This is a genomic window from Nocardioides scoriae (assembly GCF_900104965.1).
GTDB classification, from domain to species: Bacteria; Actinomycetota; Actinomycetes; order Propionibacteriales; family Nocardioidaceae; genus Marmoricola; species Marmoricola scoriae.
Window position 1 is genome coordinate 2,830,807 of record NZ_LT629757.1, and the last position, 23,188, is coordinate 2,853,994.

At 74.6% G+C, this 23,188-nt stretch carries 24 protein-coding genes; 21 read left to right on the plus strand and 3 right to left on the minus strand.

Annotated features, from left to right (window positions below):
* The first annotated feature begins 2 nt into the window (after positions 1–2).
* The 12 genes from BLU55_RS13465 (at position 3) to BLU55_RS13520 (ending at position 11,882) form a co-directional block, all read left to right on the plus strand.
* On the plus strand, positions 3–1,184 hold the full coding sequence (locus BLU55_RS13465) for an alcohol dehydrogenase catalytic domain-containing protein (protein WP_091730592.1): 1,182 nt from the start codon (positions 3–5) through the stop codon (positions 1,182–1,184).
* Positions 1,185–1,344: 160 nt separating this feature from the next.
* Positions 1,345–2,403, plus strand: coding sequence for a zinc-binding alcohol dehydrogenase family protein (locus BLU55_RS13470; RefSeq protein WP_091730595.1), 1,059 nt, complete (start codon positions 1,345–1,347; stop codon positions 2,401–2,403).
* A 35-nt stretch (positions 2,404–2,438) separates the two neighbouring features.
* Positions 2,439–2,828 (plus strand): hypothetical protein, encoded by a 390-nt coding sequence (locus tag BLU55_RS13475; protein WP_091730597.1) that lies wholly within the window; start codon positions 2,439–2,441, stop codon positions 2,826–2,828.
* Positions 2,829–2,861: 33 nt separating this feature from the next.
* Positions 2,862–4,007, plus strand: coding sequence for an FAD-dependent oxidoreductase (locus BLU55_RS13480; RefSeq protein ID WP_091730600.1), 1,146 nt, complete (start codon positions 2,862–2,864; stop codon positions 4,005–4,007).
* Positions 4,008–4,152: 145 nt separating this feature from the next.
* Positions 4,153–4,821: an HAD family hydrolase gene (locus BLU55_RS13485; protein ID WP_091730602.1), complete on the plus strand. Its 669-nt coding sequence runs from the start codon at positions 4,153–4,155 to the stop codon at positions 4,819–4,821.
* A 61-nt stretch (positions 4,822–4,882) separates the two neighbouring features.
* Positions 4,883–6,094 (plus strand): sedoheptulose 7-phosphate cyclase, encoded by a 1,212-nt coding sequence (locus BLU55_RS13490; protein ID WP_091730605.1) that lies wholly within the window; start codon positions 4,883–4,885, stop codon positions 6,092–6,094.
* A gap of 9 nt (positions 6,095–6,103) precedes the next feature.
* On the plus strand, positions 6,104–6,952 hold the full coding sequence (locus tag BLU55_RS13495; protein ID WP_091730608.1) for an O-methyltransferase: 849 nt from the start codon (positions 6,104–6,106) through the stop codon (positions 6,950–6,952).
* On the plus strand, positions 6,949–8,262 hold the full coding sequence (locus BLU55_RS13500) for an ATP-grasp domain-containing protein (RefSeq protein WP_091730610.1): 1,314 nt from the start codon (positions 6,949–6,951) through the stop codon (positions 8,260–8,262). The genes BLU55_RS13495 and BLU55_RS13500 overlap by 4 nt, the downstream gene beginning before the upstream one ends.
* A complete protein-coding gene (locus BLU55_RS13505; RefSeq protein ID WP_091730613.1) occupies positions 8,262–9,338 on the plus strand; it encodes a D-alanine--D-alanine ligase family protein in 1,077 nt (358 codons plus the stop codon). The genes BLU55_RS13500 and BLU55_RS13505 overlap by 1 nt, the downstream gene beginning before the upstream one ends.
* Positions 9,339–9,372: 34 nt before the next feature.
* Complete coding sequence (locus BLU55_RS13510) at positions 9,373–10,197, plus strand: TauD/TfdA dioxygenase family protein (RefSeq protein WP_091730615.1); 825 nt, start codon at positions 9,373–9,375, stop codon at positions 10,195–10,197.
* A gap of 31 nt (positions 10,198–10,228) precedes the next feature.
* Positions 10,229–10,975, plus strand: a complete 747-nt coding sequence (locus BLU55_RS13515; RefSeq protein ID WP_197680992.1) for a nitrilase-related carbon-nitrogen hydrolase — start codon at positions 10,229–10,231, stop codon at positions 10,973–10,975.
* A gap of 121 nt (positions 10,976–11,096) precedes the next feature.
* Positions 11,097–11,882, plus strand: coding sequence for a siderophore-interacting protein (locus tag BLU55_RS13520; RefSeq protein ID WP_091730620.1), 786 nt, complete (start codon positions 11,097–11,099; stop codon positions 11,880–11,882).
* On the opposite strand, the gene BLU55_RS13525 is transcribed toward BLU55_RS13520, so the two are convergent.
* On the minus strand, positions 11,879–12,472 hold the full coding sequence (locus BLU55_RS13525; protein WP_157682856.1) for a TetR family transcriptional regulator: 594 nt from the start codon (positions 12,470–12,472) through the stop codon (positions 11,879–11,881). The two genes, BLU55_RS13520 and BLU55_RS13525, sit on opposite strands and share 4 nt — an antisense overlap.
* A 99-nt stretch (positions 12,473–12,571) precedes the next feature.
* Between BLU55_RS13525 and BLU55_RS13530 the strand changes: the two genes are divergently transcribed.
* The 4 genes from BLU55_RS13530 to BLU55_RS13545 all read left to right on the plus strand — a co-directional run bounded on the left by BLU55_RS13530 (position 12,572) and on the right by BLU55_RS13545 (position 16,601).
* Entirely contained in the window at positions 12,572–14,002 is a 1,431-nt protein-coding gene (locus BLU55_RS13530) for an MFS transporter (protein WP_091730626.1), read from the plus strand.
* Between the two features lie 124 nt (positions 14,003–14,126).
* A complete protein-coding gene (locus tag BLU55_RS13535; protein WP_091730628.1) occupies positions 14,127–15,284 on the plus strand; it encodes an epoxide hydrolase family protein in 1,158 nt (385 codons plus the stop codon).
* Positions 15,281–15,778, plus strand: a complete 498-nt coding sequence (locus BLU55_RS13540; RefSeq protein WP_231916872.1) for an SRPBCC family protein — start codon at positions 15,281–15,283, stop codon at positions 15,776–15,778. The genes BLU55_RS13535 and BLU55_RS13540 overlap by 4 nt, the downstream gene beginning before the upstream one ends.
* Before the next feature lie 106 nt (positions 15,779–15,884).
* Positions 15,885–16,601 carry a GAF domain-containing protein gene (locus BLU55_RS13545; protein WP_091730631.1) on the plus strand — a complete coding sequence of 239 codons (717 nt, stop codon included), beginning with the start codon at positions 15,885–15,887 and terminating at the stop codon, positions 16,599–16,601.
* 5 nt (positions 16,602–16,606) lie between these two features.
* On the opposite strand, the gene BLU55_RS13550 is transcribed toward BLU55_RS13545, so the two are convergent.
* On the minus strand, positions 16,607–17,275 hold the full coding sequence (locus tag BLU55_RS13550; RefSeq protein ID WP_157682857.1) for an HAD-IA family hydrolase: 669 nt from the start codon (positions 17,273–17,275) through the stop codon (positions 16,607–16,609).
* Between the two features lie 41 nt (positions 17,276–17,316).
* Here BLU55_RS13550 and BLU55_RS13555 point away from each other — a divergent pair, with 41 nt between their 5' ends.
* Positions 17,317–18,381 (plus strand): CDP-glycerol glycerophosphotransferase family protein, encoded by a 1,065-nt coding sequence (locus BLU55_RS13555; protein WP_091730637.1) that lies wholly within the window; start codon positions 17,317–17,319, stop codon positions 18,379–18,381.
* Here the strand turns inward: BLU55_RS13555 and BLU55_RS13560 are convergent.
* On the minus strand, positions 18,378–19,604 hold the full coding sequence (locus BLU55_RS13560) for an MFS transporter (protein ID WP_091730640.1): 1,227 nt from the start codon (positions 19,602–19,604) through the stop codon (positions 18,378–18,380). The two genes, BLU55_RS13555 and BLU55_RS13560, sit on opposite strands and share 4 nt — an antisense overlap.
* A 195-nt stretch (positions 19,605–19,799) precedes the next feature.
* Between BLU55_RS13560 and BLU55_RS13565 the strand changes: the two genes are divergently transcribed.
* The 4 genes from BLU55_RS13565 (at position 19,800) to BLU55_RS13580 (ending at position 23,077) form a co-directional block, all read left to right on the plus strand.
* Positions 19,800–20,111: a hypothetical protein gene (locus BLU55_RS13565; protein ID WP_157682858.1), complete on the plus strand. Its 312-nt coding sequence runs from the start codon at positions 19,800–19,802 to the stop codon at positions 20,109–20,111.
* Between the two features lie 119 nt (positions 20,112–20,230).
* Positions 20,231–21,643 carry a ferredoxin reductase family protein gene (locus BLU55_RS13570; protein ID WP_231916873.1) on the plus strand — a complete coding sequence of 471 codons (1,413 nt, stop codon included), beginning with the start codon at positions 20,231–20,233 and terminating at the stop codon, positions 21,641–21,643.
* Positions 21,644–21,650: 7 nt separating this feature from the next.
* Positions 21,651–22,193, plus strand: coding sequence for an FMN-binding protein (locus BLU55_RS13575; RefSeq protein WP_091730645.1), 543 nt, complete (start codon positions 21,651–21,653; stop codon positions 22,191–22,193).
* 122 nt (positions 22,194–22,315) lie between these two features.
* A complete protein-coding gene (locus BLU55_RS13580) occupies positions 22,316–23,077 on the plus strand; it encodes an FAD:protein FMN transferase (protein WP_197680993.1) in 762 nt (253 codons plus the stop codon).
* Positions 23,078–23,188 lie beyond the last annotated feature (111 nt).

The window sequence follows — 23,188 nt, forward strand, 5'->3', positions numbered from 1 at the left end:
GCATGAAGGCAGTCACCTGGCACGGCAAGCGCGACGTCCGCGTCGAGGACGTCCCCGACCCTCGGATCGAGCAGCCCACCGACGCGATCGTCAAGATCACCTCGAGCGGCCTGTGCGGCTCCGACCTGCACCTGTACGAGACGCTCGGCCCGTTCATGGGCCAGGGCGACGTGCTCGGCCACGAGCCGATGGGCATCGTCGAGGAGGTCGGCCCCGAGGCGGGCGACCTGAAGGTCGGCGACCGCGTGGTGATGCCCTTCCAGATCTGCTGCGGCCACTGCTGGATGTGCGAGCGCGGCCTCTACACGCAGTGCGAGACCACCCAGGTCCGCGACCAGGGCATGGGGGCGGCGCTCTTCGGCTTCAGCAAGCTGTACGGCGAGGTGCCCGGCGCCCAGGCGGAGTACCTGCGCGTCCCGCAGGCCCAGTTCATGCCGATCAAGGTGCCGCACGGCCCGGTCGACGAGCGGTTCCTCTTCCTCTCCGACGTGCTGCCGACCGCGTGGCAGTCCGTGGAGTACGCCGACACCCCCGACGGCGGCACCCTGCTGGTCCTCGGGCTCGGCCCGATCGGCGACATGGCCGTCCGGATCGCGCTCCACCGCGGCCTGCGGGTCATCGGCGTCGACCGCGTCACCGAGCGGCTCGACCGCGTCCGGGCGCTCGGTGCGGAGGTCGTCGACATGCGCGAGGTCGACGACATCGGCGAGGAGGTCCGCTCCCGCACGGCCGGTCGCGGCGCCGACGCCGTCATCGACGCCGTCGGCATGGAGGCGCACGGGTCCCCCGTCGCCGAGATGGGCCAGAAGCTGTTCAACGCCCTGCCCAAGCGGCTCTCGGCCACCGTGATGAACAAGGTCGGCCTCGACCGGATGTCGGCGATCTACACCGCCATCGACGCCGTGCGCCGCGGCGGCACCGTCTCGCTCATCGGCGTGTACGGCGGCCAGAGCGACCCGATGCCGATTCTCACGATGTTCGACAAGCAGCTCCAGCTGCGGATGGGCCAGGCCAACGTGCGCCGCTGGTCCGACGCCATCATGCCGCTGCTCCTCGACGACGCCGACCCGCTCGGCACCGAGTCCTTCACGACCCACCAGGTGCCGCTCGCCGACGCCGCGGGGGCGTACGAGCGGTTCCAGAAGAAGCAGGACGGGACCATCAAGGTGGTCTTCAAGCCGTAGGGGTGACCGCCCCGGGCGGGGTAGTCCGAGACGTTCGGCACCTGATTCGTCCGTTTCGACCTGCCGAACGTCTCGGACTACCGGTCCACGGGGCGGGAATGACGACACCCGGCCGCGCGCTGGGTACGACGAGGACCCGTACCCGACCAGAGGAGACACCGTGCGCGCGATCGGCTACCGCACCACCGGAGACGCGAGCCGGCTCGAGGACGTCGAGCTGCCCGACCCCACCCCCGGCGAGCGGGACCTGCTCGTGGAGGTGCGGGCGGTCTCGGTGAACCCCGTCGACACCAAGATCATCGGTCGCCAGGGCCCCGACGAGGGCGAGGACGTCAAGGTGCTCGGCTGGGACGTCGCGGGGGTCGTCCGCGAGGTCGGGCCGGGCGTCACGGGCTTCGCGGCCGGCGACGAGGTCTGGTACGCCGGGTCGCTGGTCCGCCCCGGCGCCGACAGCGAGCTCCACCTCGTCGACGAGCGGATCGCGGCCCGCAAGCCGTCCAGCCTGTCCTTCGCCGAGGCGGCCGCCCTGCCGCTGACCACCATCACCGCCTGGGAGCTGCTCTTCGACCGGCTCGGCGTCGAGCGCGACGGCGGCGAGGGCCAGGTGCTCCTGGTCGTCGGCGCGGCCGGCGGCGTCGGCTCGATCCTCGTGCAGCTGGCGTCGCGGCTGACGCGGCTGCGCGTCGTCGGCACCGCCTCGCGCCCGGAGTCGGAGCAGTGGGCCCGCGACCTGGGCGCCCACGACGTCGTCGACCACTCCCAGGAGCTCGTGCCCCAGCTGCGCGACCTGGGGATCGACTCGGTGCCGCTGGTGGCCGCGCTGACCCACACCGACGAGCACTACGAGCAGCTGGTCGAGGCGCTGGCACCCCAGGGCCGGATCGCCGTCATCGACGACCCCGAGGGCGGGCTGAACATCGCCCCGCTCAAGCAGAAGTCGGGCTCGCTGCACTGGGAGTTCATGTTCACCCGGTCGATGTTCGGGACCGACGACATGCACCTGCAGGGCGACCTGCTGGCCGAGGTCGCCCGGCTCGTCGACGAGGGCGTGCTGCGGACGACGACCGGCGCCGGGGACGAGGCGCCGAAGCCGATCTCCGCGGCGGCGCTGCGCGAGGCCCACGAGTTCATCAGCTCCCACCGAGCGGTCGGCAAGGTCGTCCTCGAGGGCTGGGGCGACGACCGGGCCGACACCTCCGCGGCGGGGTCGGCCGGCTGAGCGGCGCCGTCGCCCGCGGGTCGCTGGGCGCCTGGGTGCTCAAGGTCGACCCGACCGGCTCCGACATCGGCGGCCTGCTGGCCGGAGAGCCCGTCGCGCGCTGCGTGCGGGCGTCGTACCGCACCGCGCTGGTGGCTCCCGGCGACCCCGTGCTGCTGTGGGTCAGCGGTCGCGACGCCACCTGGCCGGCCGGCGTCCACGGGTCCGGTCGGGTGCTCGCGGCCGTCGACGACGCCGGCCCCGGACAGCCGTCGGTGTGCGTCGCGCTGCGACCGGTCGACCCGCCCGTGCTGCGGGCCGACCTGCTCGCCCACCCCGTGCTATCCGGGCTCGAGGTGCTGCGGATGGCGGCGGGCAGCAACCCCTCGCACGTCACCCGCGAGCAGCTCGACGCCCTGCGGCACGGCTGGCCGCAGGTGGGCTGAGGCCTCCGACCGCGGGCGCGGCAGGATCGGGGCATGAGCGCGTCGTACGTCGTGATCGGGGCCGGGCTGGCCGGGGCCGCCACCGCTTGGAGGCTGGCGCAGCGGGGGTGCGAGGTGACGCTCGTCGAGCGGAGCCGGCCCGCCAACCCGGACGGCAGCTCGCACGGCTCGGCGCGGATCCTGCGGCACGCCTACCCGGACCCCTTTCACGCCGGGCTCGTCGGCCGGGCGGCCGAGCAGTGGGACGAGCTGGAGGACGCCAGCGGCGAGCGGCTCGTGCGGCGGGTCGGCGCGCTGGACCACGGCCCCGAGCGCGACCCGCGCCGGTTGGCCGGGGTGCTCGCCGAGGTCGGCGTCGCGCACGAGCTGGTCGGCGCCGCCGAGGCGCGGCAGCGGTGGCCGGGGCTGCGCTTCGAGGGCGAGGCGATGTGGCACCCGTCCGCCGGGGTGCTCGACGCGGAGGCGAGCGTGCTGGCGATGACGCGGCTGGCCGAGGCGGCCGGGGCGACGGTGCTGCGCGACCGGCCGGTGGCGCAGGTGCGGCGCGAGCCGACGGGCTACCTGGTCGAGACCGCCGCCGCCGACCCGCTCGCCGCCGACCGGGTCGTGGTCGCCGCCGGCGGCTGGCTGCCCGACCTCGTCGACCGGCTCCCGGACCCCGCGCGGCTGCGGGCGCTGCTGCCGGCGTTCGCGGTCACCCAGGAGAGCGCGTTCCACTTCCCCTACCGCGACGACGCGGACGCGGGGCACTGGCCGACCTCCATCCACCAGGACGCCGGGATGACGGTCTACGCCCTGCCCGGCGGCCGCGACGCCGAGCGGGACGGCCGGGCCGGCCACAAGGTCGCCGAGCTGCACGGCGGCCGGTCGATCGGCTCCGCGGTGCACGCCGACGGCGTCGTCGACCCCGCCCAGCGGCAGCGGCTGACGGCGTACGTCGAGCGCTGGCTGCCCGGCCTCGAGCCCGCGCCGTACGCCGAGACGACCTGCCTGTTCACCACCACGCCGACCGAGGACTTCGTCATCGACGAGGTCGACGGCCTCACCGTGGTCTCCGCGTGCTCGGGCCACGGCGCGAAGTTCGCCCCGCTGCTCGGGACGCTGGCCGCCGACCGCGCGATGCGGCACGACGAGCCGGTCCCGGGGGCGTGGGCGCGGCTGGCCTTCCCGGGCCGCTGAGCCTGCAGGACGAGACGGACTTCCACCCCTGCGGGTGTGTGTGTAACCTCAACAGCATGTTGAGGTAATAACCGGGCAAGTAAACACCGCGTTGAACTTCACCGGGTCGTCCACCGACGTCCCCCACTCACCCTAGGAGCACGCCATGAGCGCGATTCTGTTCGGTTCCATCAGCACCGTCGCCGACACCTCGGAGCTGCAGCGGCAGTCCTTCAACGAGGCCTTCGCCGCCCACGGCCTGGACTGGACCTGGGAGCGCGAGGACTACGTCCGGATGCTCGAGCAGAGCGGCGGGGCCGACCGGGTCACGGCGTACGCCCAGGAGCGCGGCGTCGAGGTCGACGCCGCCGCCGTCCACCGCACCAAGTCGGAGATCTTCCAGAAGCGGCTCATCACCGACGGCGTCGAGCCCCGCGACGGCGTGGTCGACACCATCGCCGCCGCGCAGCGCGGTGGCGTCAAGCTCGGCCTGGTCACCACCACCTCCCCCGACAACGTCGAGGCGCTGGTCACCGCGCTGCGGCCCCACGTCGACATCAGCGGCTTCGACGTCGTCGTCGACGTCACCCAGGTGGAGCAGCCCAAGCCCGATCGCGACGCCTACGACTTCGCGCTCGACCGCCTCGGCGAGACCTCCGACTCCGTCGTGGCCGTCGAGGACAACCTCGGGGGCGTCCAGGCCGCGGCGTCCGCCGGTCTGGTCTGCGTGGCCTTCCCCAACACCAACACCTCGGGGCACGACTTCGCCGGCGCCCACGCGCGCGTCGACCGCCTCGACGCCGACCAGCTCATCGGCCTGGCCACCAGCGCCTGACCGGCGCCCCCACCCGAGACCCACCCCGCACGACGACCCCCCACGGATCGAGGACCCCTGCATGTCCAGCGTCGACGCCACCCTGACCGCTACCGAGTCGTCCTTCCACGTGGAGGGACGCGAGAACATCGACTTCAGCCTCGTCTACAGCCGAGGGGTCTTCGACGTCGACAACACCGACCTCGCGGAGAGCTACCAGCCCTACGGCCGGTGCCTCATGGTGGTCGACGAGGCCGTGCAGGAGCTGCACGGCGACCGGATCGAGGCCTACTTCGCCCACCACGGGATCGAGCTGACGGTCTTCGCGATCAAGATCGGTGAGCAGCGCAAGACGCTGCGCACCGTCGAGACGATCGTGGACGCCTTCGCCGACTTCGGGCTGCTGCGCAAGGAGCCGGTCCTGGTCGTGGGCGGCGGGCTCACCACCGACGTCGCGGGGTTCGCCTGCGCGTCGTACCGCCGCAGCACCAACTACATCCGCATCCCCACCACCCTGATCGGGCTGATCGACGCCAGTGTGTCGATCAAGGTCGCGGTCAACCACGGGAAGCACAAGAACCGTCTGGGCGCCTACCACGCGTCGCAGAAGGTGCTGCTCGACTTCTCGCTGCTGGAGACGCTGCCCGAGGACCAGGTCCGCAACGGCATGGCCGAGCTCATCAAGATCTCGGTCGTCGCCAACAGCGAGATCTTCGACCTGCTCGAGAAGTACGGCGAGGACCTGCTCCGCACCCGGTTCGGCCACCTGGACGGCAGCGACCAGCTGCGCGAGGTCGCCGACACCATCACCTACGAGGCCATCAAGACGATGCTCACCCTGGAGGTCCCCAACCTCCACGAGCTCGACCTCGACCGGGTGATCGCCTACGGCCACACCTGGAGCCCCACCCTCGAGCTGAGCCCCGAGGTGCCCTACTTCCACGGCCACGCCATCAACGTCGACATGGCGTTCTCGGCCACCATCGCCGAGGAGCTGGGCTACATCTCCGAGATCGAGCGCGACCGCATCCTCGGCGTGATGAGCAGCATCGGGCTCGCGCTCGACAGCCCGCACCTGACGCCGGAGCTGCTGCGCAAGGGCACCGAGTCGATCATGCAGACCCGTGACGGCCTGCTCCGTGCGGCGCTGCCGCAGCCGATCGGCGCCTGCGTCTTCGCCAACGACCTCGACGCCGACCAGCTCGACCGGATGCTGGCCTCGCACAAGGAGCTGGTGCGGGGCTACCCGCGCCAGGGGGACGGCGAGGACATGTTCACCTCGCCGGCCGCCTGAGGTCGCGCCGTGACGACGCAGACGACCGGCCCGACCGCCCGGACGGACCCCCCGCCGCCCGGCCCGCGGCCGGTCACCCCGGTGGCGATCCTGGCCGACAGCCTGGCCCGGATCGCCTCCCGCCTCGGCGAGCTCGAGGGGGTGGATCCCGACCTGGGCTCGGAGATCCGCCGCGCCGCCGAGCTCGCCGGGGGCCTGGACGACTACACGGCCCGCCTCAGCACCCCCGAGTCCCCCGCGCTGCGGGCGCTCGCCGAGCGCACCGCCGCCGAGGACTGGGAGGCCCACACCGGCACCGCCCTGGAGCAGGAGATGCTCTCGGGCCACGTCGAGGGCCAGACCCTCAAGATGCTGGTGCACGCCACCCGGGCCACCCGGGTCCTGGAGATCGGGATGTTCACGGGCTACTCCGCCCTGGCCATGGCCGAGGCCCTGCCCGACGAGGGCGTCGTGGTGGCCTGCGAGATCGACCCCCGGGTCGCGGAGATCGCGCAGGAGTGCTTCGACGCCACCCCCGACGGCGACAAGATCGACGTCCACGTCGGCCCGGCCATCGACACCCTGCACGCGCTCGCCGACGCGGGCGCCCACTTCGACCTGGTCTTCATCGACGCCGACAAGGCGGGCTACGTCGACTACTTCCACGCGCTGCTCGACTCGCGGCTGCTGGCCCCGCGGGCGCTCGTCGCCGTCGACAACACGCTGATGCAGGGCCTGCCCTGGCGCAGCGACGACACCACCGCCAACGGCGAGGCGATCGCGCGCTTCAACCAGGTCGTGGCCGACGACCCGTGCGTGGAGCAGGTCGTGCTGCCGGTCCGCGACGGGATCACCCTGATCCGCAGGGTGCGCGCGTGACGGTGCGCGACACCGCACGCACCCTGGGCGCCGTCGCGGCGCTCGGGGCCACGGCCCCGCTCAACGCCGCGGTCACCGGCGCGGCGCTGCTCAGCACCGTGGTGCGGCCGGGTCGTCCCCGCGCCCGCGCCGCCCGCCCGCTGACGGTGATGGTCAGCGGCGGCAAGATGACCAAGGCGCTGCAGCTGTGCCGCTCCTTCCACGCCGCCGGCCACCGCGTGGTGCTGGTCGAGACGGCCGGCTACCGGCTGACCGGCCACCGGTCCTCCCGCTCGGTCGCCGCCTTTCACACGGTCCCGGCGCCCGGCGACCCGACGTACGCCGACGCGCTGGAGGCGATCGCCAGGGCCGAGGGCGTCGACGCCTACGTGCCGGTCTGCAGCCCCGCCAGCAGCGTCGCCGACGCGCGGGCCAAGAAGCAGCTCGAGCAGGTCTGCGAGGTGGTCCACCTCGACGCCGACGTGCTGGAGCGGCTCGACGACAAGTTCGAGTTCGCCCGGGCCGCGGCGGCGCTCGGCCTCGCGGTGCCCGACACCCACCGGATCACCGACCCCCAGCAGGTCCTCGACCACGACTTCTCGCAGGCCACGCGGCCCTACATCCTCAAGAGCATCGCCTACGACCCCGTGCACCGGCTCGACCTGACGCGGCTGCCCTTCGGGCCGCCGGAGGCGATGGAGGCGTTCGTGCGGTCGCTGCCGATCAGCGAGGACAACCCCTGGATCCTGCAGGAGTTCATCGAGGGGCGGGAGTTCTGCACCCACTCGACCGTGCGCGGCGGCCGGCTGACCGTCTACTGCTGCTGCGCCTCGTCGGCCTTCCAGATCAACTACGAGATGGTCGACCACCCGGCCATCCGGGCCTGGGTCGACCGCTTCGTCGAGGGCCAGGACCTGACCGGCCAGGTGTCGCTGGACTTCATCGAGGACGCCGACGGCGAGGTGTTCGCCATCGAGTGCAACCCGCGCACGCACTCGGCCGTCACGATGCTCTACGACCACGACGGCGTGGCCGACGCCTACCTCTCCGACGAGCCGGGCCCGGTCGTGGTGCCCACGGCGACCAGCCGTCCGACGTACTGGCTCTACCACGAGGTCTGGCGCCTGCTCACCCTCCCGGACCGCCGCGAGCGGCTGCGCACCATCACCCGCGGCACCGACGCGATCCTGCAGCGGACCGACCCGCTGCCGTTCTTCCTCGAGCACCACGTGCAGGTCCCCGCCTTGCTGCTGCGCAAGCTGCGCTCCGGGGGCTCCTGGATCCGGATCGACTTCAACATCGGCAAGCTCGTCGAGGCGGGGGGCGACTGATGGCCGGCTCCACCGGCCCGGGCGCAACCGGGCGACCGCTGAGGGTGCTGCACCTCGTCGGCTCGGCCGAGAGCGACTTCCTGGCCGAGCTGTCCCGGCTCTACGCCGCCGACTGCCTGGCCGCGACCGCCGACCCGGCGTACGACGTGACGGTGGCGGTGGTCTCCCCCGACGGCTCCTGGCGCTTCCCCACCGGTCTCGGACCCGACGAGCTCGCCGCGGCCGCACCGGTGGACGTGGCGGCCGCGATCGGGCGGCTGCGCGAGCTGGCGCCCGACGTGGCGGTGCCGCAGATGTTCTGCCTGCCCGGGATGACGACCCACCGCTCGCTGCTCGACCTGCTCGGCATCCCCTTCGTGGGCAACCGCGCGGACGTGATGGCGCTGGCCGCCCACAAGGCCCGGGCCAAGGCGGTCGTCGCGGCCGCCGGCGTGCGCGTCCCGGCGGGGCAGCTGCTGCGGCCCGGCGACGTCGCCTCGGTCCCGCTGCCCGTCGTGGTGAAGCCGGTCGACGCCGACAACTCGATGGGCGTGGCGCTGGTCCGCGAGCCGGACGCGCTCGACGCCGCCGTGGCCGCGGCGTTCGAGCACTCGGGCGAGGTGCTCGTCGAGGAGTACGTCGAGCTCGGCCGCGAGGTCCGCTGCGGCGTCCTCGAGGTGGACGGCGAGCTGGTCGCGCTCCCGCTCGAGGAGTACGCCGTGGACCGCGAGACCAAGCCCGTGCGCGGCTACGACGACAAGCTCCGGCGCGACGACGCCGACGGTTCGGGCGACGGCGCCCTCGCGCTGGTGGCCAAGGAGGCGGCGTACGCCTGGATCGTGGACGTCGCCGACCCGTTGACCGCCCGCGTGCAGGAGGCCGCGAAGGCGTGCCACCGGGCGCTGGGCTGCCGCGACTACAGCCTGTTCGACTTCCGCGTGGACGCCGACGGGGAGCCGTGGTTCCTCGAGGCCGGCCTCTACTGCTCCTACGCCTCCACGAGCGTCGTCGCGGTGATGGCGGGGGCCGCCGGCACCTCGCTGCCCGCGCTCTTCCGGCAGGGTGTCCACCAGGCCCTCGCCCGCGGCGTCCGCTGACCGACCCGACCGTCCCGCCCCCCGAGGAGTCCCCGTGCAGCTCAACCCCACCACCCCCGTCGGCGCCGTCGTCACCGACCTCGACCTCGCGGACGTGACCCCTGCGAGCGCGGAGGAGGTCAAGGACCTGCTGGCCGAGCACGGCGTGCTGGTCTTCCCCGGCCAGGAGGTCGACGACGCGGCGTTCCTGGAGTTCCTGCGCTGCTTCGGCGACCTGGCCTTCACCGTCGGGGAGACCCCCGTCGACGGCTTCCCCGACCTCAACGTCATCAGCAACGTCGGCCGCACCACCCCGCCGCGGAGCCAGTTCCACGTCGACTCCAGCTACATGAGGGTGCCGCCGGCGTACACCGCGCTGCGGACCGTGGAGATCCCCGCCCAGGGCGGCGAGACCCTGTTCACCAACCAGTACGCCGCCTTCGAGGCGCTGCCCGACGACCTCGTCGAGCGCCTCGACGGCCGCACCGTCACCCACGTCGTCACCGGTCTCGACCTCGACGAGGACGAGGAGACGCAGGCCGAGCACCCGCTGTTCCGGCCGCACCCGCGCTCGGGCCGGACGGCGCTCTACCTGTCCACCCCTGCGCGCTGCGTCGCGATCAGCGGGATGGACGACGACGAGGCCGCCTCGACGATCGCGACCCTGCTCGAGCACTCCACCCGGCCCGAGAACACGCTGCGCCACGCGTGGGCGCCCGGCGACGTGGTGATGTGGGACAACGGCGCCGTGCTGCACCGCGCCGACCACTCCGACGTCGTGGGCGACCGCGTCATGCACCGCGGGATGGTGTCGGGGGCCGCCGCGTCGGGCGCCGACACCGGCGTCGCGCACCCCGGGAGCGACCACCCGGGCTGGTGATGCGCACCCCGGCCGGTGTGGGATGGGCCGGGTGAGGACCGACCTGCGCGTGGCCGTCGCCCAGCCGGACGTGCACGCGCTTGACGTGGCGGCCAACGTCGCCGCCCACGCCGCCGTCGTGCGCGGGGCGCGGGCCCGGCTGGTGGTGTTCCCGGAGCTGTCGCTGACCGGCTACGAGCTGGACGCACCGTCCCTGGCGCCCACCGACCCGCGGCTGGCGCCCCTCGTCGAGGCGTGCCGCGCCACCGGGTCCGTGGCGCTCGTCGGTGCGCCGGTCGTCGTCGCCGGCGACCGGTCGAGCCTCGAGCACATCGGCACGCTGCGGGTCGACCGCGCCGGCGTCGCGACGGCGTACCTCAAGGTCTCGCTGGGCGACGCCGAGGCCGAGCGCTTCGCCCCAGGACCCGGTCCGGTCGCGATCGACGTCGACGGGTGGCGCGTCGGCCTCGCGACCTGCCGGGACACCGGCATCGCGGCCCACGTCGCGGCGACCGCGGCGCTGGGCCTCGACCTGTACGCCGCGGGCGTCGTCCACCACGCCCACGAGCGCGCCGAGCTGTCGCACCGGGCCCGCGCGATCGCCGCCGCGACCGGCGCCCCCGTCGCGCTGGCCAGCTGCGCGGCCCCCACCGGCGAGGGCTACGCCGCCACCGCCGGCCACTCGTCGGTCCACGACCGCCACGGCGCGCTGCTCGTCGAGGCCGGAGCCGCGACCGGCTGGGTGGCGGTGACCCTGCGGGCCACCGCGGGCGAGACGCCAGACGGCCCGCGCGACTAGCAGCTCGGCGCGGACCGGCGGGCTGCAGGCGGGGACGGGCGCCCGGGGGCTGCGAACTGGTCGTCGGTCGGGCCGCCGGGGGCCGGGGTCCGCGCTTCGAGGTGAGGGTTACCTTCGTCGCATGCACGCCTACGTCCTCGAGACCTCCCGCCCGACGCCCGGCCTGGTGCGGGTGGTGCTCGAGGGCGGCGGGCTGGACGGGTTCGTGGTGCCGGAGGCGACCGACGCCTACGTCAACGTGGCCCTGCCGCCGGCGGGGGCGCCGTACGACGCGGTGTTCGACCCCAAGGCGGTCCGTGATCAGCACCCGGCCGAGACCTGGCCCGCGCGGCGGCGCTACACCGTGCGGGCGTGGGACGCCGAGGCTCAGCAGCTGACGATCGACTTCGTGGTGCACGGCGACGAGGGCGTGGCGGGGCCCTGGGCCGCGGCGGCCCAGCCGGGCGACGTGCTCGTCTTCGAGGGGCCCGGCGGTGGCTACCGCCCCGACCCGGCGGCCGACTGGCACCTGCTGGTCGGCGACGAGTCGGCGCTGCCGGCGATCGCGGCGTCGGTGGAGGTGCTGCCCGCCGGGGCGCGGGCGGTCGTGCGCCTGCTGTGCGACGACGCCGACCACGAGCTGGCGCTGGACGGCGCCGCCGACCTCGACGTCGTGTGGCTGCACCGTGCGGACGGCGAGAGCCTGGAGGCGGCCGTCGCGGCGCTCGACTGGCCGGCCGGCACGGTGCACGCGTTCGTCCACGGCGAGGCCGACGAGATCCGGGCGATCCGTCGCCACCTGCTGACCGAGCGGGGCGTGGCGCGGGCGCAGATGTCGTGCTCGCCCTACTGGCGGCGCGACTTCACCGACGAGGCCTGGCGCCGGGTCAAGCGCGACTTCGTGCAGGCCATGGACGCCGACGCCTAGGGGGTCGCGACCGCGTCCATCGCCTCGTCGAGCAGCGGCCCGAGGCGGGCGCCGTCGTGCTCGGCCCACAGCTCCTGCGCCTCCTGCAGGCAGGCGAGCGCGCAGCTGGTGAGCGCCCGGGCGCGGGCGTCGGGCCCGCGGCGGCCGGAGCGCGCGGGCAGGCGCTGCTCCACCAGCGGCACGAGCAGCTCCAGCCAGCGCCGGTGGCGCTCGGTCAGCACGCCGCGCAGCGACGGCTCGTCGCGGAGCATCAGCTGGAGCGGGCGCGAACGCTCGGCGTGGGCCTCCTGCACCTCGACCAGCTGGTCGAACGCACGTCGCAGCGCCGGCCAGGCCGGCTCGTCGTCGGGCCGCGCCGCCAGCGCCGCTGCGAGCTCCTCGCCCGACTCCAGCAGCCGCTCGAGGACGAGCTCCTCCTTGCCGGCGAAGTAGCGGAAGAAGGTGCGCCGCGACATCCCCGCCGCGGCCGCGATCTGCTCGACCGTGGTCGCCTCGAACCCGTCACGCGCGAAGAGCAGCCACGCCTGGCGCATCACCTCGCCGCGGACGGCCCCGCGGGCGGTGTCGCGGAGCGCGGGAGAAGGAGGCACGGGGTGAGGGTACCAGTGAGCATCACCACATGCCGTTTGTGACACTGCGTGCCATGTTCGTCGTACAGTGACGCCTCCCGACCTCGCAGGAGCCCGCTCATGACCACCGCCACCACTCCCGGCACGTCTCCGGGCACGCCCGCCACCACCTCGCGCCGCGCCACCGTCGAGCTGCTGTTCATCGGCCTCGGCGCGCTCGTCGTCGCCCTGTCGCAGTCGCTGCTGATCCCGGTGCTCTCGACCCTGCCCGCGGATCTCGACACCTCCGCGGGCAACGTGACCTGGCTGCTGACCTCGACGCTGCTCGTCGCCGCGGTGTCGGTGCCGATCATGGGTCGGCTCGGCGACATGTTCGGCAAGCGGCTGATGCTGCTCGTCGCGCTCGGCGCGCTGCTCGTCGGCTCCCTGCTCGCCGCGGTCACCGACCACGTCGGGCTGCTCGTCCTGGGCCGCGCCATCCAGGGCATGGCCGCCGCGGCCATCCCGCTGGGCATCAGCCTGCTGGCCACCGTGATGCCCCGGGAGCGGGTCGCCTCCTCGACCGCGCTGGTCAGCGCGATGCTCGGCGTCGGCGGTGCGCTGGGCCTGCCGCTGGCCGGCTTCGTGGCCGAGCACGCCAGCTTCCACGCGCTGTTCTGGATCACCTCGGGCGCCAGCCTGGTCGCGATCGTCGGCATCCTGCTGGTCGTGCCCGAGGCGCCCGAGCGCTCCGGCGGCCGGGTCGACCTGGTCGGGGCCGGACTGCTCGCCGCCACCCTGGTCGCGCTGCTGCTCCCCCTGAGCCAGAGCGCCACCTGGGGCTGGGACGACCCGCGGGTGGCCGTCCTGCTCGCCGCTTCGGCCGTGCTGCTGGTCCTGCTCGGCTGGAGCCAGACCCGGATCCACGACCCGCTGATCGACCTCACCGCGCTCCGAAGCCGCCCGATCGTGCTGACCAACCTGGCCTCGATCCTGTTCGGGTTCGCGCTGTTCGCGTCGTTCATCGGCACCGCGTCGTACGTCGAGGCGCCGGAGGCCAGCGGCTACGGCTTCGGCGCCAGCCTGCTCACCGGCGGCCTGGTGCTGCTGCCCAGCGGCATCGCGATGCTGCTCTTCTCGGGGGTCGCGGCGATGCTCATCAAGCGCCGGGGCGCCGGCTCCACGCTCGCGCTCGGCGCCGCGGTCGTGGCCGCCGGCTGGCTGATGCGGATCGTGGTGACCGACCACCTGTGGCAGGTCGTCGTGGGCACCACGATCGTCGGCATCGGCACCGGCATCGGGTACGCCGCGATCCCCTCGCTCATCAACGCCTTCACCCCGGCCGGCGAGATCGCGGCGGCCAACGGGCTCAACACGCTGTTCCGCAGCCTCGGCAGCTCCCTCGCCTCGGCGTTCGGCGGCGCCATCCTGGCCGCCGACTCGGTGATCCTCGGGTCGTTCGCCGTGCCGTCGCTGAGCGCCTACCGCGAGCTGTTCGCCCTGTGCGCCGGCGCGGCCGTGCTCACCGCGCTGATCGTCACGATGATCCCCAAGGCGGTCCCGGCCGACTGACCGATCGGCCGACTGGACGTCGTTTCCGGTCACTGGACGTCTGTTGCAACAGACGTTCAGTGACCGGTTACCCGGACGTCCGGGTAATCAGCGCCCCTCACCGCCCCGCTGCCAGACTCGCCGGATGAGCGACCCGAGTGCCGAGCTGGTCCCCTTCACCGCGGCCGTGCCGCAGGCCGAGATCGACGACCTGCGGGCCCGGATCCGGGCCACCCGGTGGCCGGGGCCGGCCCCCGGCGAGGCCGACGACCCGTGGGCGCGGGGGGTGCCGGTCGACTACCTGCGCGAGCTCGCGGCGTACTGGGCCGACGGGTTCGACTGGCGCACCCACGAGGCCCGGCTCAACGCCCACCCGCAGCTGACCACGACGGTCGACGGGCAGCGCCTCCACCTGCTGCACGTCCGGTCGCCGGAGCCCGACGCGCTGCCGCTGGTGGTGACGCACGGCTGGCCGGGCTCGGTGCTGGAGTTCCTCGACGTCCTCGGGCCGCTGACCGACCCGGTCGCGCACGGCGGGGACGCGCGCGACGCGTTCCACGTGGTCGCCCCGAGCATCCCCGGCTACGGCTTCTCCGGCCCGGTCACCGAGCCGGGCTGGGACCCCGCGCGGGTCGGGCGGGCGTTCGCGACCCTGATGCACCGCCTCGGCTACGAGAGGTACGCCGCCCAGGGCGGCGACTGGGGCTCCACCATCAGCCGCGAGATCGGGATCGCCGACCCCGAGCACGTCGTCGGCGTGCACCTCAACATGCTGCTGCAACGGACCCCGCGCGACCCGGCCGAGGTGCGCGACGACGAGGAGCGGGCCCGCGTCGAGGAGGTGGCGCGCTACGTCCGCGACGGGTCGGGCTACCGCTCCGTCCAGGCGACGCGGCCGCAGACGCTGGCCTACGCGCTCACCGACTCGCCGGTCGGGCAGCTGGCCTGGATCGTGGAGAAGTTCCGCGAGTGGACCGACAACGCGGGCCTGCCCGAGGACGCCGTCGATCGCGACCTGCTGCTGGCCGACGTGTCGCTCTACTGGTTCACCCGGACGGCCGGCTCCTCGGCCCAGCTCTACCTCGAGGCGGCGGCCGCGCGCCGCGGCGTACGCCCCTCGACGGTGCCGACCGGCGTCGCGGTCTTCCCCCGCGACATCGCCCGGCCGATCCGTCGCCTGGCCGAGGAGACGGACCGGATCGTGCGCTGGACCGAGATGGAGCGGGGCGGCCACTTCGCCGCGATGGAGGAGCCCGACCTGCTGGTCGAGGACGTCCGCGCGATGTTCCGCGAGCTGCGGTGAGCGACCTGACGGCGTGGGCCGCGTCCTCGCTGTCGGGGTCCCGCGTGGTCGCCGCCGACCCCACCACCGTCGGGGCGCTGGTCTCCGACGTCACCCGCACCGGCGAGTGGAGCCCCGTGTGCGCCGCGGCGTGGTGGGAGGACGACGTCGCGCCCGGGCCACGGGCCGGGGCGTGGTTCGGCGGTCGCAACCAGGTCCCCGGCCGGACCTGGGAGACCCGCTCGCTGGTGCTCGACGCCGAGCCGGGCCGGACGTTCCGCTGGCAGGTCGAGGGCCGCTACGCCACCTGGGGCTACGCGCTGCGCCCGGTCGAGACCTCCGGCGCGGTCCACACCGAGCTGACCGAGACCTACGAGCTCGGCGGGGCGACCGTGGCCCGCTTCGAGGAGCTGTACGCCGACCGCGCCGCCGAGGTCCTCGATGCCCGCTGCCGCGAGGCGCGCGAGGGCATCCCGGCGACCCTGGCCGCGCTGGCCCGGATCCTCGAGGGCTGACGGGCTCACGCGATGACGTGACCCACGTCACATCATCCGCGGTGGTCTGGGTACGGGCAGGGCGAAGGAGGCCGGCGCCGTCCTGCCCGCACGGCGCCGGACACGCATGACTGCTGCACGCCCCACGCTCGACCGCGCCACCACCCCTGCTCCCACCCGCACTCCCACCCGCACACCCCGCCCCACGTCCGGCGGCACCGATCGCCCGCCCCGTCGCACCCGGCCGCTGCTCGACCAGGTCCGCGACCTCGTCGGCGACTGCCTCGGCCTCACCGTGACCGGCACGGTCGGGGGCGTCGCGGTGACGCTGGTGGCCACCGACGAGCAGGCCGCGCTCCTCGACGCGCTGCAGCACCTCGAGGGCGGTCCCTGCCGCCGGGTGGACCGCGGCGAGGTGGTGTCCGCCGGGTCGCGCGACCTCGTGTCGCGTCGCTGGCGCCACCTGGCCGAGGAGGTCTCCCAGCTCGGCGTCCGGTCGGCGCTGGCGCTGCCGCTGCGCGACGGGTGCCGCGTCGTCGGCGCCGTCACGGTGTACGCCGCCAGCGAGTCCACCCCCGACCACGACGCCCTGCTCGCGCTGGTGCAGCCGTGGGTCGAGACGGCCCGCGACCAGGCGGCGGGCACCCTCGACGAGCGGCGCTCCCGCGCCGCGGCGCCGCGCAGCCTGCGCGCCGACGGCCTGGTGCACCGCGCGGCCGGGGTGCTGGCCGTCCGTGTGGCCGTCGACCCGGCAGCCGCCCGCGAGCGCCTGGAGGACGCCGCGCTCCACGCCGGGCTGCGACCCGAGCGGCTCGCCCAGGTCCTGCTCGCGCTGCACCCGTGAGGGGCCTAGCCGACGACGAGCCGCACGCGCTCCCCCCTCGGCTGCGCCCCGACCGCACCGAGGTCGCCGACCACGGTGACGGCCCCGCGAGCGACGCCGTCGGCCAGGCCGATGGCCACCACGTGGGCGCCGGCGGCGACCCCGGCGTCGACCCCGGCCCCGCTGTCCTCGAACACCACGCAGTCGCCCGCGTCGGCGCCCAGGCGGTCGGCGGCGGTCAGGTAGGGGTCGGGCGCGGGCTTGCCGGCCTCGACCTCCTCGGCGCTCACCAGCACGTCCGGCAGCGGCAGCCCAGCGGCCCGGAGCCGGGCCAGGGCCAGCGGTCGGGTGGCCGAGGTCGCGACCGCCCACCGCACGCCCGCCAGCGACCCGAGCAGCTCGGCGGCGCCCGGCAGCGCGGTCGTGAGGGAGGCGGTGCCGAGCTCGAGCTCGTTGATCCGGTCGGTGGCCACGGCCACCTGGTCGGCGGGGAGCAGGGTCATCACCGTGTCCTGGGCACGCCGCCCGTGGATCATCTCCAGCACCCGCTCCTCGTCGAGGTCGTGCTCCTGGGCCCACTGCCGCCAGGCCCGGTTGCCGGCGTCGACGGAGTCGACCAGCACCCCGTCGTTGTCGAAGAGCAGGGCGGCGACGTCGAGCTCGAGCGGGCCGGGGCGGGCGGGTTCGGTGTTCACGCGCTGCAACCTACGGGGTCCACGACCGTTAGCCTCCGCAGGTGAAGATCGTGTGGAGCAGCTTCGACGGCCGGTACAGCGACAGCCCGCGGGCGCTCTACGAGGCGCTGCGGTCGCGGCGCGACGACCTCGAGCACACCTGGCTGGCCAAGGCCGAGCACCGCTCCACCTTCCCCGACCACGCGACCACGGTCGACGCCGCCGGCGCCGAGGCCGTCGCCGCGCTCGAGGCGGCCGACCTGGTCGTGGCCAACACCCACGTCCGGCTGCCGTGGACCAAGCGGGCGGGCGCGACGTACGTCCAGACCTGGCACGGCACGCCGCTCAAGACCGTGCACCGCGACGTGCTCTGGGCGCCCGACGGCCTCCTCGACGAGCTCGACGAGGACGTCGCGAAGTGGGACCTGCTGCTCTCGCCGAACCCCCACTCGACCCGCTACCTGTCCCAGGCCTTCCGCTGGACCGGTGCGCTGCTGGAGAGCGGCTACCCCCGCAACGACGTGCTCAGCCCGCCCGCCCACGACGAGCGCCGGGCCGAGGTGCGCGCCCGTCTGGGCATCGAGGACGACCGCACGGTCGTGCTCTACGCCCCGACGTGGCGCGACGAGGAGGGCTACGACCCGAGCCGCCCGGTGCCGGTCCGGCTCGACGTCGAGGCCTTCGGAGCCGCGCTCGGGGAGGACCACACGCTGCTGGTCCGCGCCCACAACATGGTCACCGGGCGCTGGGAGGTCACCGGCGCCGACTGGCTCCAGGACGTCTCGATCGAGCCCTCCGACGTGGCCGACCTCTACACCGCGGCCGACGTGCTGATCACCGACTACTCCTCGGTGATGTTCGACTTCGCCGTCACCGGGCGACCGATCCTCTTCCTGGTCGCCGACCTGGAGCAGTACGCCTCGGTCACGCGCGGCTTCTACCTCGACCTGTGGCCGCAGGCACCCGGGCCGCAGCTGCGCGACACCGACGAGGTGGTCGCGGCGCTGCGCGACCTGCCGGCGGTGGAGAAGGAGTTCTCCGAGCGGTACGCCGCGTTCGCCGCGACGTACACCTCGCTCGAGGACGGCCACGCGACCGAGCGGGTGCTCGACCACCTCGGGCTCTAGGCCGGGTCGGACCCGCCGCCCGCGGGTCGGGGGCGCTGCTCGCGGGCGTAGGGCACCACCAGGGCCGAGGGCACCAGCACCATCGCGACGACCAGCAGGGCGTCGAGGGTGCCGACGTGGTCGGCGACGAAGCCGAGCAGCGGCGGGCCGGCGAGGAACGCGGCGTACCCGATCGTCGAGACCACGCTGACCCGCACCGCCGCCCGGGCGGGGTCGTCGGCCGCGGCGCTCATGCCGACCGGGAAGCCGAGCGAGGCGCCCAGGCCCCACAGCACGACGCCCAGCACCACCAGCGCGGGCTGCTGGCCGAGCACGATCAGCAGCACGCCGCCGCCCGCGCCGACCATCGTGGCCCACAGCGTCGGCACCCGGCCGAGGCGGTCGAGCAGGACCGGGCCGACCAGGCGACCCGCGGTCATCGCGGTCACGAACACCGCGAACCCGGCGACACCGACCCAGTGCGGCACGTCGTACCCGTCGACCAGCGCGAGCGCCAGCCAGTCGTTGGCCGTGCCCTCGGTCAGCGCCAGGGCCAGCACCATCACCCCGATGAGCAGGGTGCGCGGCTCGCGCCAGGCGGTCCACGCCGAGCTGCGGGGCGCCTCCTCGTCGACCGGCTCGTCGGGCAGGAAGGAGCGGGTCGCGGCGACCAGCCCGAAGGCCGCCACCAGGGTGACGACGGGCAGGTGCACGACGGCGGGCACCCCGAGCGCGACCACCCCGGCGCCGAGGGCCGAGCCGAGCACGGTGCCACCGCTGAACGCCGCGTGGAAGCGGGGCATCACGGTGCGGCCGAGATGGCGCTCGACGGCGGCTCCCTCGACGTTCATCGAGACGTCCCAGGTGCCGGTGCCGACGCCGTACAGGAACAGCCCGAGCGCCGCGAGCCACGGCGACCCCGCCGCCAGTGCGCCCGAGACCGTGCCGAGCCCGACCAGGCCGGAGAACCCCGCGACCCGGATCACCCCGACCGTGCCGAGCCGGCTGATCGCGACGCCGGTCAGCGGCATCGCGACCAGCGAGCCGAGCGCGATGGCGAGCAGCAGCAGGCCCAGCTGGCCGTTGTCGAGCCCGAGGTCGCTGCGGGCCTCGGGGATCCGCGAGATCCAGCTGGAGAAGAGCAGCCCGTTGAGCAGGAACGTGACGGCGACCCCGTTGCGGGCGGCCAGCACCGCCGGTCCGAGGGGGCCGGGTGCGGTCGGGCGGAGGGGAGCAGCGGTCACCGGACGAGCCTAGGTGGCGCCCGTGGCCCGCAGACGCGCGGACCCATGTATGCCGCGGCGTACGGTTTGCCCGGCTTTGCCCACCCTCTCGCCGTACTTGTGTCCGCGCGTCTGCGACCTCTCGCACCGAAACCGGGTCACGGTCACCACCTGCGCGGTTGACTGGCCCCACCACCTCCCGGGGAGTGAACGCCTGTGCCTGTTGACGCCGTCGACACCCTCGTCGCTGCTGCGCCGTGCGCCGTGGCGGCGGCGCTGACGCGGATGCTCCCGGGCTACGGGTGGACGCTGACCGAGATCGGCGGCTTCGGCCGGCTGGTGACCTGGAAGGCGTTCGACGCCGACCTCGAGCTGGTCGACCTCCAGGCCGAGCTGCTCGACGTGCCCGACCAGCCGGGGGTCACCCGGCTGCGCATCACCCGCGTCGACGTGGCGCTGAGGTCGGTCGAGCGGTTCGTGAGCCCCCCGCGGCGCGACACCGGCGCGCGGCCCTCGGCCGCCGGCTGAGCGGCCAGACCGACGCGGCGGGCGTCGTACGCCGCGCACAGGCTCCTCACAGCCACCACAGGTCCGCCTCCCAGGCGGCGACCCCAGGATCGGACCCACCCGACCCGAGGAGCCCGCGCGTGACCACGCTCGCCCCGCTGCTGCGCACCCCGCTGCGGCCCCCCGCCCGACCCGGGCGTCGCGCCCGGGTGGACGCGGCCGTGCGCACCGGCGCGCTGGCGGCGCTGTGGCTCGCGCTGCTGCTGGTGACGTACTGGTGGGTGGCCGACCGCGGCGTCCAGGACCTCGTCGCCGGCTGGGGATCGGGCCTGACGTCCTTCGGCCGGCTCAGCGGGCTGGTCGCCTCGGTCCTGCTGCTCGCCCAGGTGGCCCTGATGGCGCGGGTGCCGGCGCTGGAGCGGGCCTTCGGACAGGACCGGCTGGCGCGGCTGCACCGCGTCGTCGGCTTCACGTCGTTCGACCTGGTGCTGCTGCACGTCGTCACCACCACCTGGGGGTACGCCGCCGGCGACCTGCTCGCCTCCCCCGCCACCCTGTGGGAGCTGACCGTCGACGAGCCCGGCATGCTGCTGGCAGTCGCCGGGTCGCTGTGCCTGGTGATGGTCGTGGTGACGAGCATCAGGGCGGCCCGCCGGCGGCTGCGCTACGAGTCGTGGCACCTGCTGCACCTCTACGCCTACCTCGGCGTCGGCCTGGCGCTCCCGCACCAGCTGTGGACCGGCGCGCAGCTCACCGGGTCGACGGCCCGCACGGTCTTCTGGTGGGGCGCCTGGATCGCCGTCGCCGTCGCCGTCCTGGTGTGGCGGGTCGGGCGGCCGCTGGCGCTCAACCTGCGCCACCGGCTGCGCGTGAGCCACGTCGTCGACGAGGGCGACGGCCTCTGGTCGGTGCACGTCACCGGCCGCCGCCTCGACCGCCTCGGCGCCGAGGCTGGCCAGTTCTTCAGCTGGCGCTTCCTGGGCCGCGAGGGCTGGACCCGCGCCAACCCGTACTCCCTGTCCGCCGCTCCCGACGGCCACTCGCTGCGCATCACCGTGCAGGGCGTCGGCGACGGCAGCCACGCCTCGCGGGTGCTGCGGCCCGGCTCGCGTGCCCTGGTCGAGGGGCCCTACGGCCGGCTCGGGGAGCGCGCCCGCACCCGCCCCCGCGTCGCCCTCATCGGTGCCGGGGTCGGCATCACGCCGCTGCGCGCGCTGGCCGAGGGCCTGGCCTACGCCCCCGGCGACGCGACGTACGTCGAGCGCTGCACCACAGCGCCGCTGTTCGTCGCCGAGGTCGACGCCCTGGTCCGGCACCGCGGCCTGCACGTGCTGCGGCTGCCCGGCCACCGCCGCCACCCCGACTCCTGGCTCGGCGACGGCATGGCCGACCCGGTCGACGACCTCGGCCACCTCCTGCACTGGATCCCCGACGTCGCCGAGCGCGACGTCTACGTCTGCGGCCCGGCGCCGTGGGCCGAGCTCGTGCGCCGCACCCTCGACGCCGCCGGCGTCCACCCCGACCACGTCCACCTCGAGACCTTTGCCTGGTGATCCGACCATGAGACGCATCTCCCTGTGGGTGCTCAGCACCCTGTCCGTGCTCGTCCTGCTCTTCGGCTACAGCACCTCGACGGCCGGCCCGCTCGCCGCCGGCGCCGCCAGCTCGGCGGAGTCCGGCCCGACCGCGGGCAGCGGCACGACCAGCGGCAGCACCAGCGGGTCGACCGCCTCCGGCTCGACCGGCTCGACCGGCTCGACCGGCTCGACCGGATCCGGCTCGACCGACGCGGGATCGACCGGCGCGGGCAGCTCCGGGAGCTCCGGGAGCACCACCGTCGCGGGGTCGGTCGCCCAGACCCAGTGGGGGCCGGTCCAGGTCCAGATCTCGGTGGCCGACGGCAAGGTCACCCAGGTCGACGTGCTGCAGCAGCCGAGCGGCAACCCCAAGGACCAGGAGATCAACGCCTACGCGCTGCCGATCCTCACCCAGGAGACGATCGACGCCCAGAGCGCGCAGATCGACATGGTCAGCGGGGCGACCGTGACCAGCGACGGCTACGTCCAGTCGCTGCAGAGCGCCCTCGACCAGGCCGGCCTGTGATCCGCGCCGGTCTGCCGACCACCACCCGGGCCGCCACGCGGGACGCCCACCGACCCGCTTCCCGACCCGCCTCGGCCACCCGGGCGGCACGGCCTGCCCGCGTCGACGCCGGCCTGCCCGCGATGCCGGTCCACCGCCGGGTCGAGCACGTGATGGGGATGCCGATCAGCCTGGCCCTGCGCGGCCGGCACGCCGCGGACGCCCAGGCCGACGCGGCGTGGGACCACGCCCTGGCGGTGCTCCGCGAGGCCGACCGCGTCTTCAGCACCTACCGCGCCGACTCCGTGGTGAGCCGGCTGCAGCGCGCCGAGCTCGCCCTCGACGACTGCCCCCGCGAGGTCCACGAGGTGCTCGCGCTGGGCGAGCGGGCGCGGGTCGAGTCCGACGGCGCGTTCGACGTACGCCGGGCCGGTCCGGACGGCGCCCTCGTGCTCGACCCGTCCGGCGTCGTCAAGGGCTGGGCCGTCGACCGGGCGTTCCGCGCCTTCGACGACCTGCGCGCCACCGACGTCTGCCTCGCCGCCGGCGGCGACCTGGCCTGCCGCACCGCGCTGCCCGGCTCGCAGGGCTGGCGCATCGGCGTCGAGGACCCCCACGACGCCAGCCGCGTGCTGGCCGTGGTGCCGGCGCGCGACGGCGCCGTCGCCACCTCCGGACTGGCCCACCGCGGCGCCCACCTCGTCGACGCCCGCACCGGCACCACCCCGGCCGACGTCGCCTCGGTCACCGTCGTGGCCGCCGACCTCGTGACCGCCGACCTCGACGCCACCTCGGCCTTCGCGCGCGGCGGCGACGCCGCCCGCTGGCTCGGCGCCCGCCCCGGTCGCGCCGGCGTCGTCGTGTGGGCCGACGGTCGGGCGGAGGTGGTGGGGCGGGCCGACTAGGGCACTGGACGTCCTTTTCGGTCACCTGACGCCTGTTGCAACAGACGTCCAGTAGCTGATGACCCGGACGTCCGGGTAATCAGCGCCGCCGTCCGCCACCACGACCCCCCG

What these genes read in the sequence shown, in the direction of transcription:
- BLU55_RS13490 (WP_091730605.1), top strand. Translation starts at nt 4,883, where the DNA reads ATGTCCAGCGTCGACGCCACCCTGACCGCTACCGAGTCGTCCTTCCAC.
- BLU55_RS13575 (WP_091730645.1), top strand. Translation starts at nt 21,651, where the DNA reads ATGAGACGCATCTCCCTGTGGGTGCTCAGCACCCTGTCCGTGCTCGTC.
- BLU55_RS13530 (WP_091730626.1), top strand. Translation starts at nt 12,572, where the DNA reads ATGACCACCGCCACCACTCCCGGCACGTCTCCGGGCACGCCCGCCACC.
- BLU55_RS13485 (WP_091730602.1), top strand. Translation starts at nt 4,153, where the DNA reads ATGAGCGCGATTCTGTTCGGTTCCATCAGCACCGTCGCCGACACCTCG.
- BLU55_RS13545 (WP_091730631.1), top strand. Translation starts at nt 15,885, where the DNA reads ATGACTGCTGCACGCCCCACGCTCGACCGCGCCACCACCCCTGCTCCC.
- BLU55_RS13580 (WP_197680993.1), top strand. Translation starts at nt 22,316, where the DNA reads ATGCCGGTCCACCGCCGGGTCGAGCACGTGATGGGGATGCCGATCAGC.
- BLU55_RS13520 (WP_091730620.1), top strand. Translation starts at nt 11,097, where the DNA reads ATGCACGCCTACGTCCTCGAGACCTCCCGCCCGACGCCCGGCCTGGTG.
- BLU55_RS13480 (WP_091730600.1), top strand. Translation starts at nt 2,862, where the DNA reads ATGAGCGCGTCGTACGTCGTGATCGGGGCCGGGCTGGCCGGGGCCGCC.
- BLU55_RS13535 (WP_091730628.1), top strand. Translation starts at nt 14,127, where the DNA reads ATGAGCGACCCGAGTGCCGAGCTGGTCCCCTTCACCGCGGCCGTGCCG.
- BLU55_RS13505 (WP_091730613.1), top strand. Translation starts at nt 8,262, where the DNA reads ATGGCCGGCTCCACCGGCCCGGGCGCAACCGGGCGACCGCTGAGGGTG.
- BLU55_RS13465 (WP_091730592.1), top strand. Translation starts at nt 3, where the DNA reads ATGAAGGCAGTCACCTGGCACGGCAAGCGCGACGTCCGCGTCGAGGAC.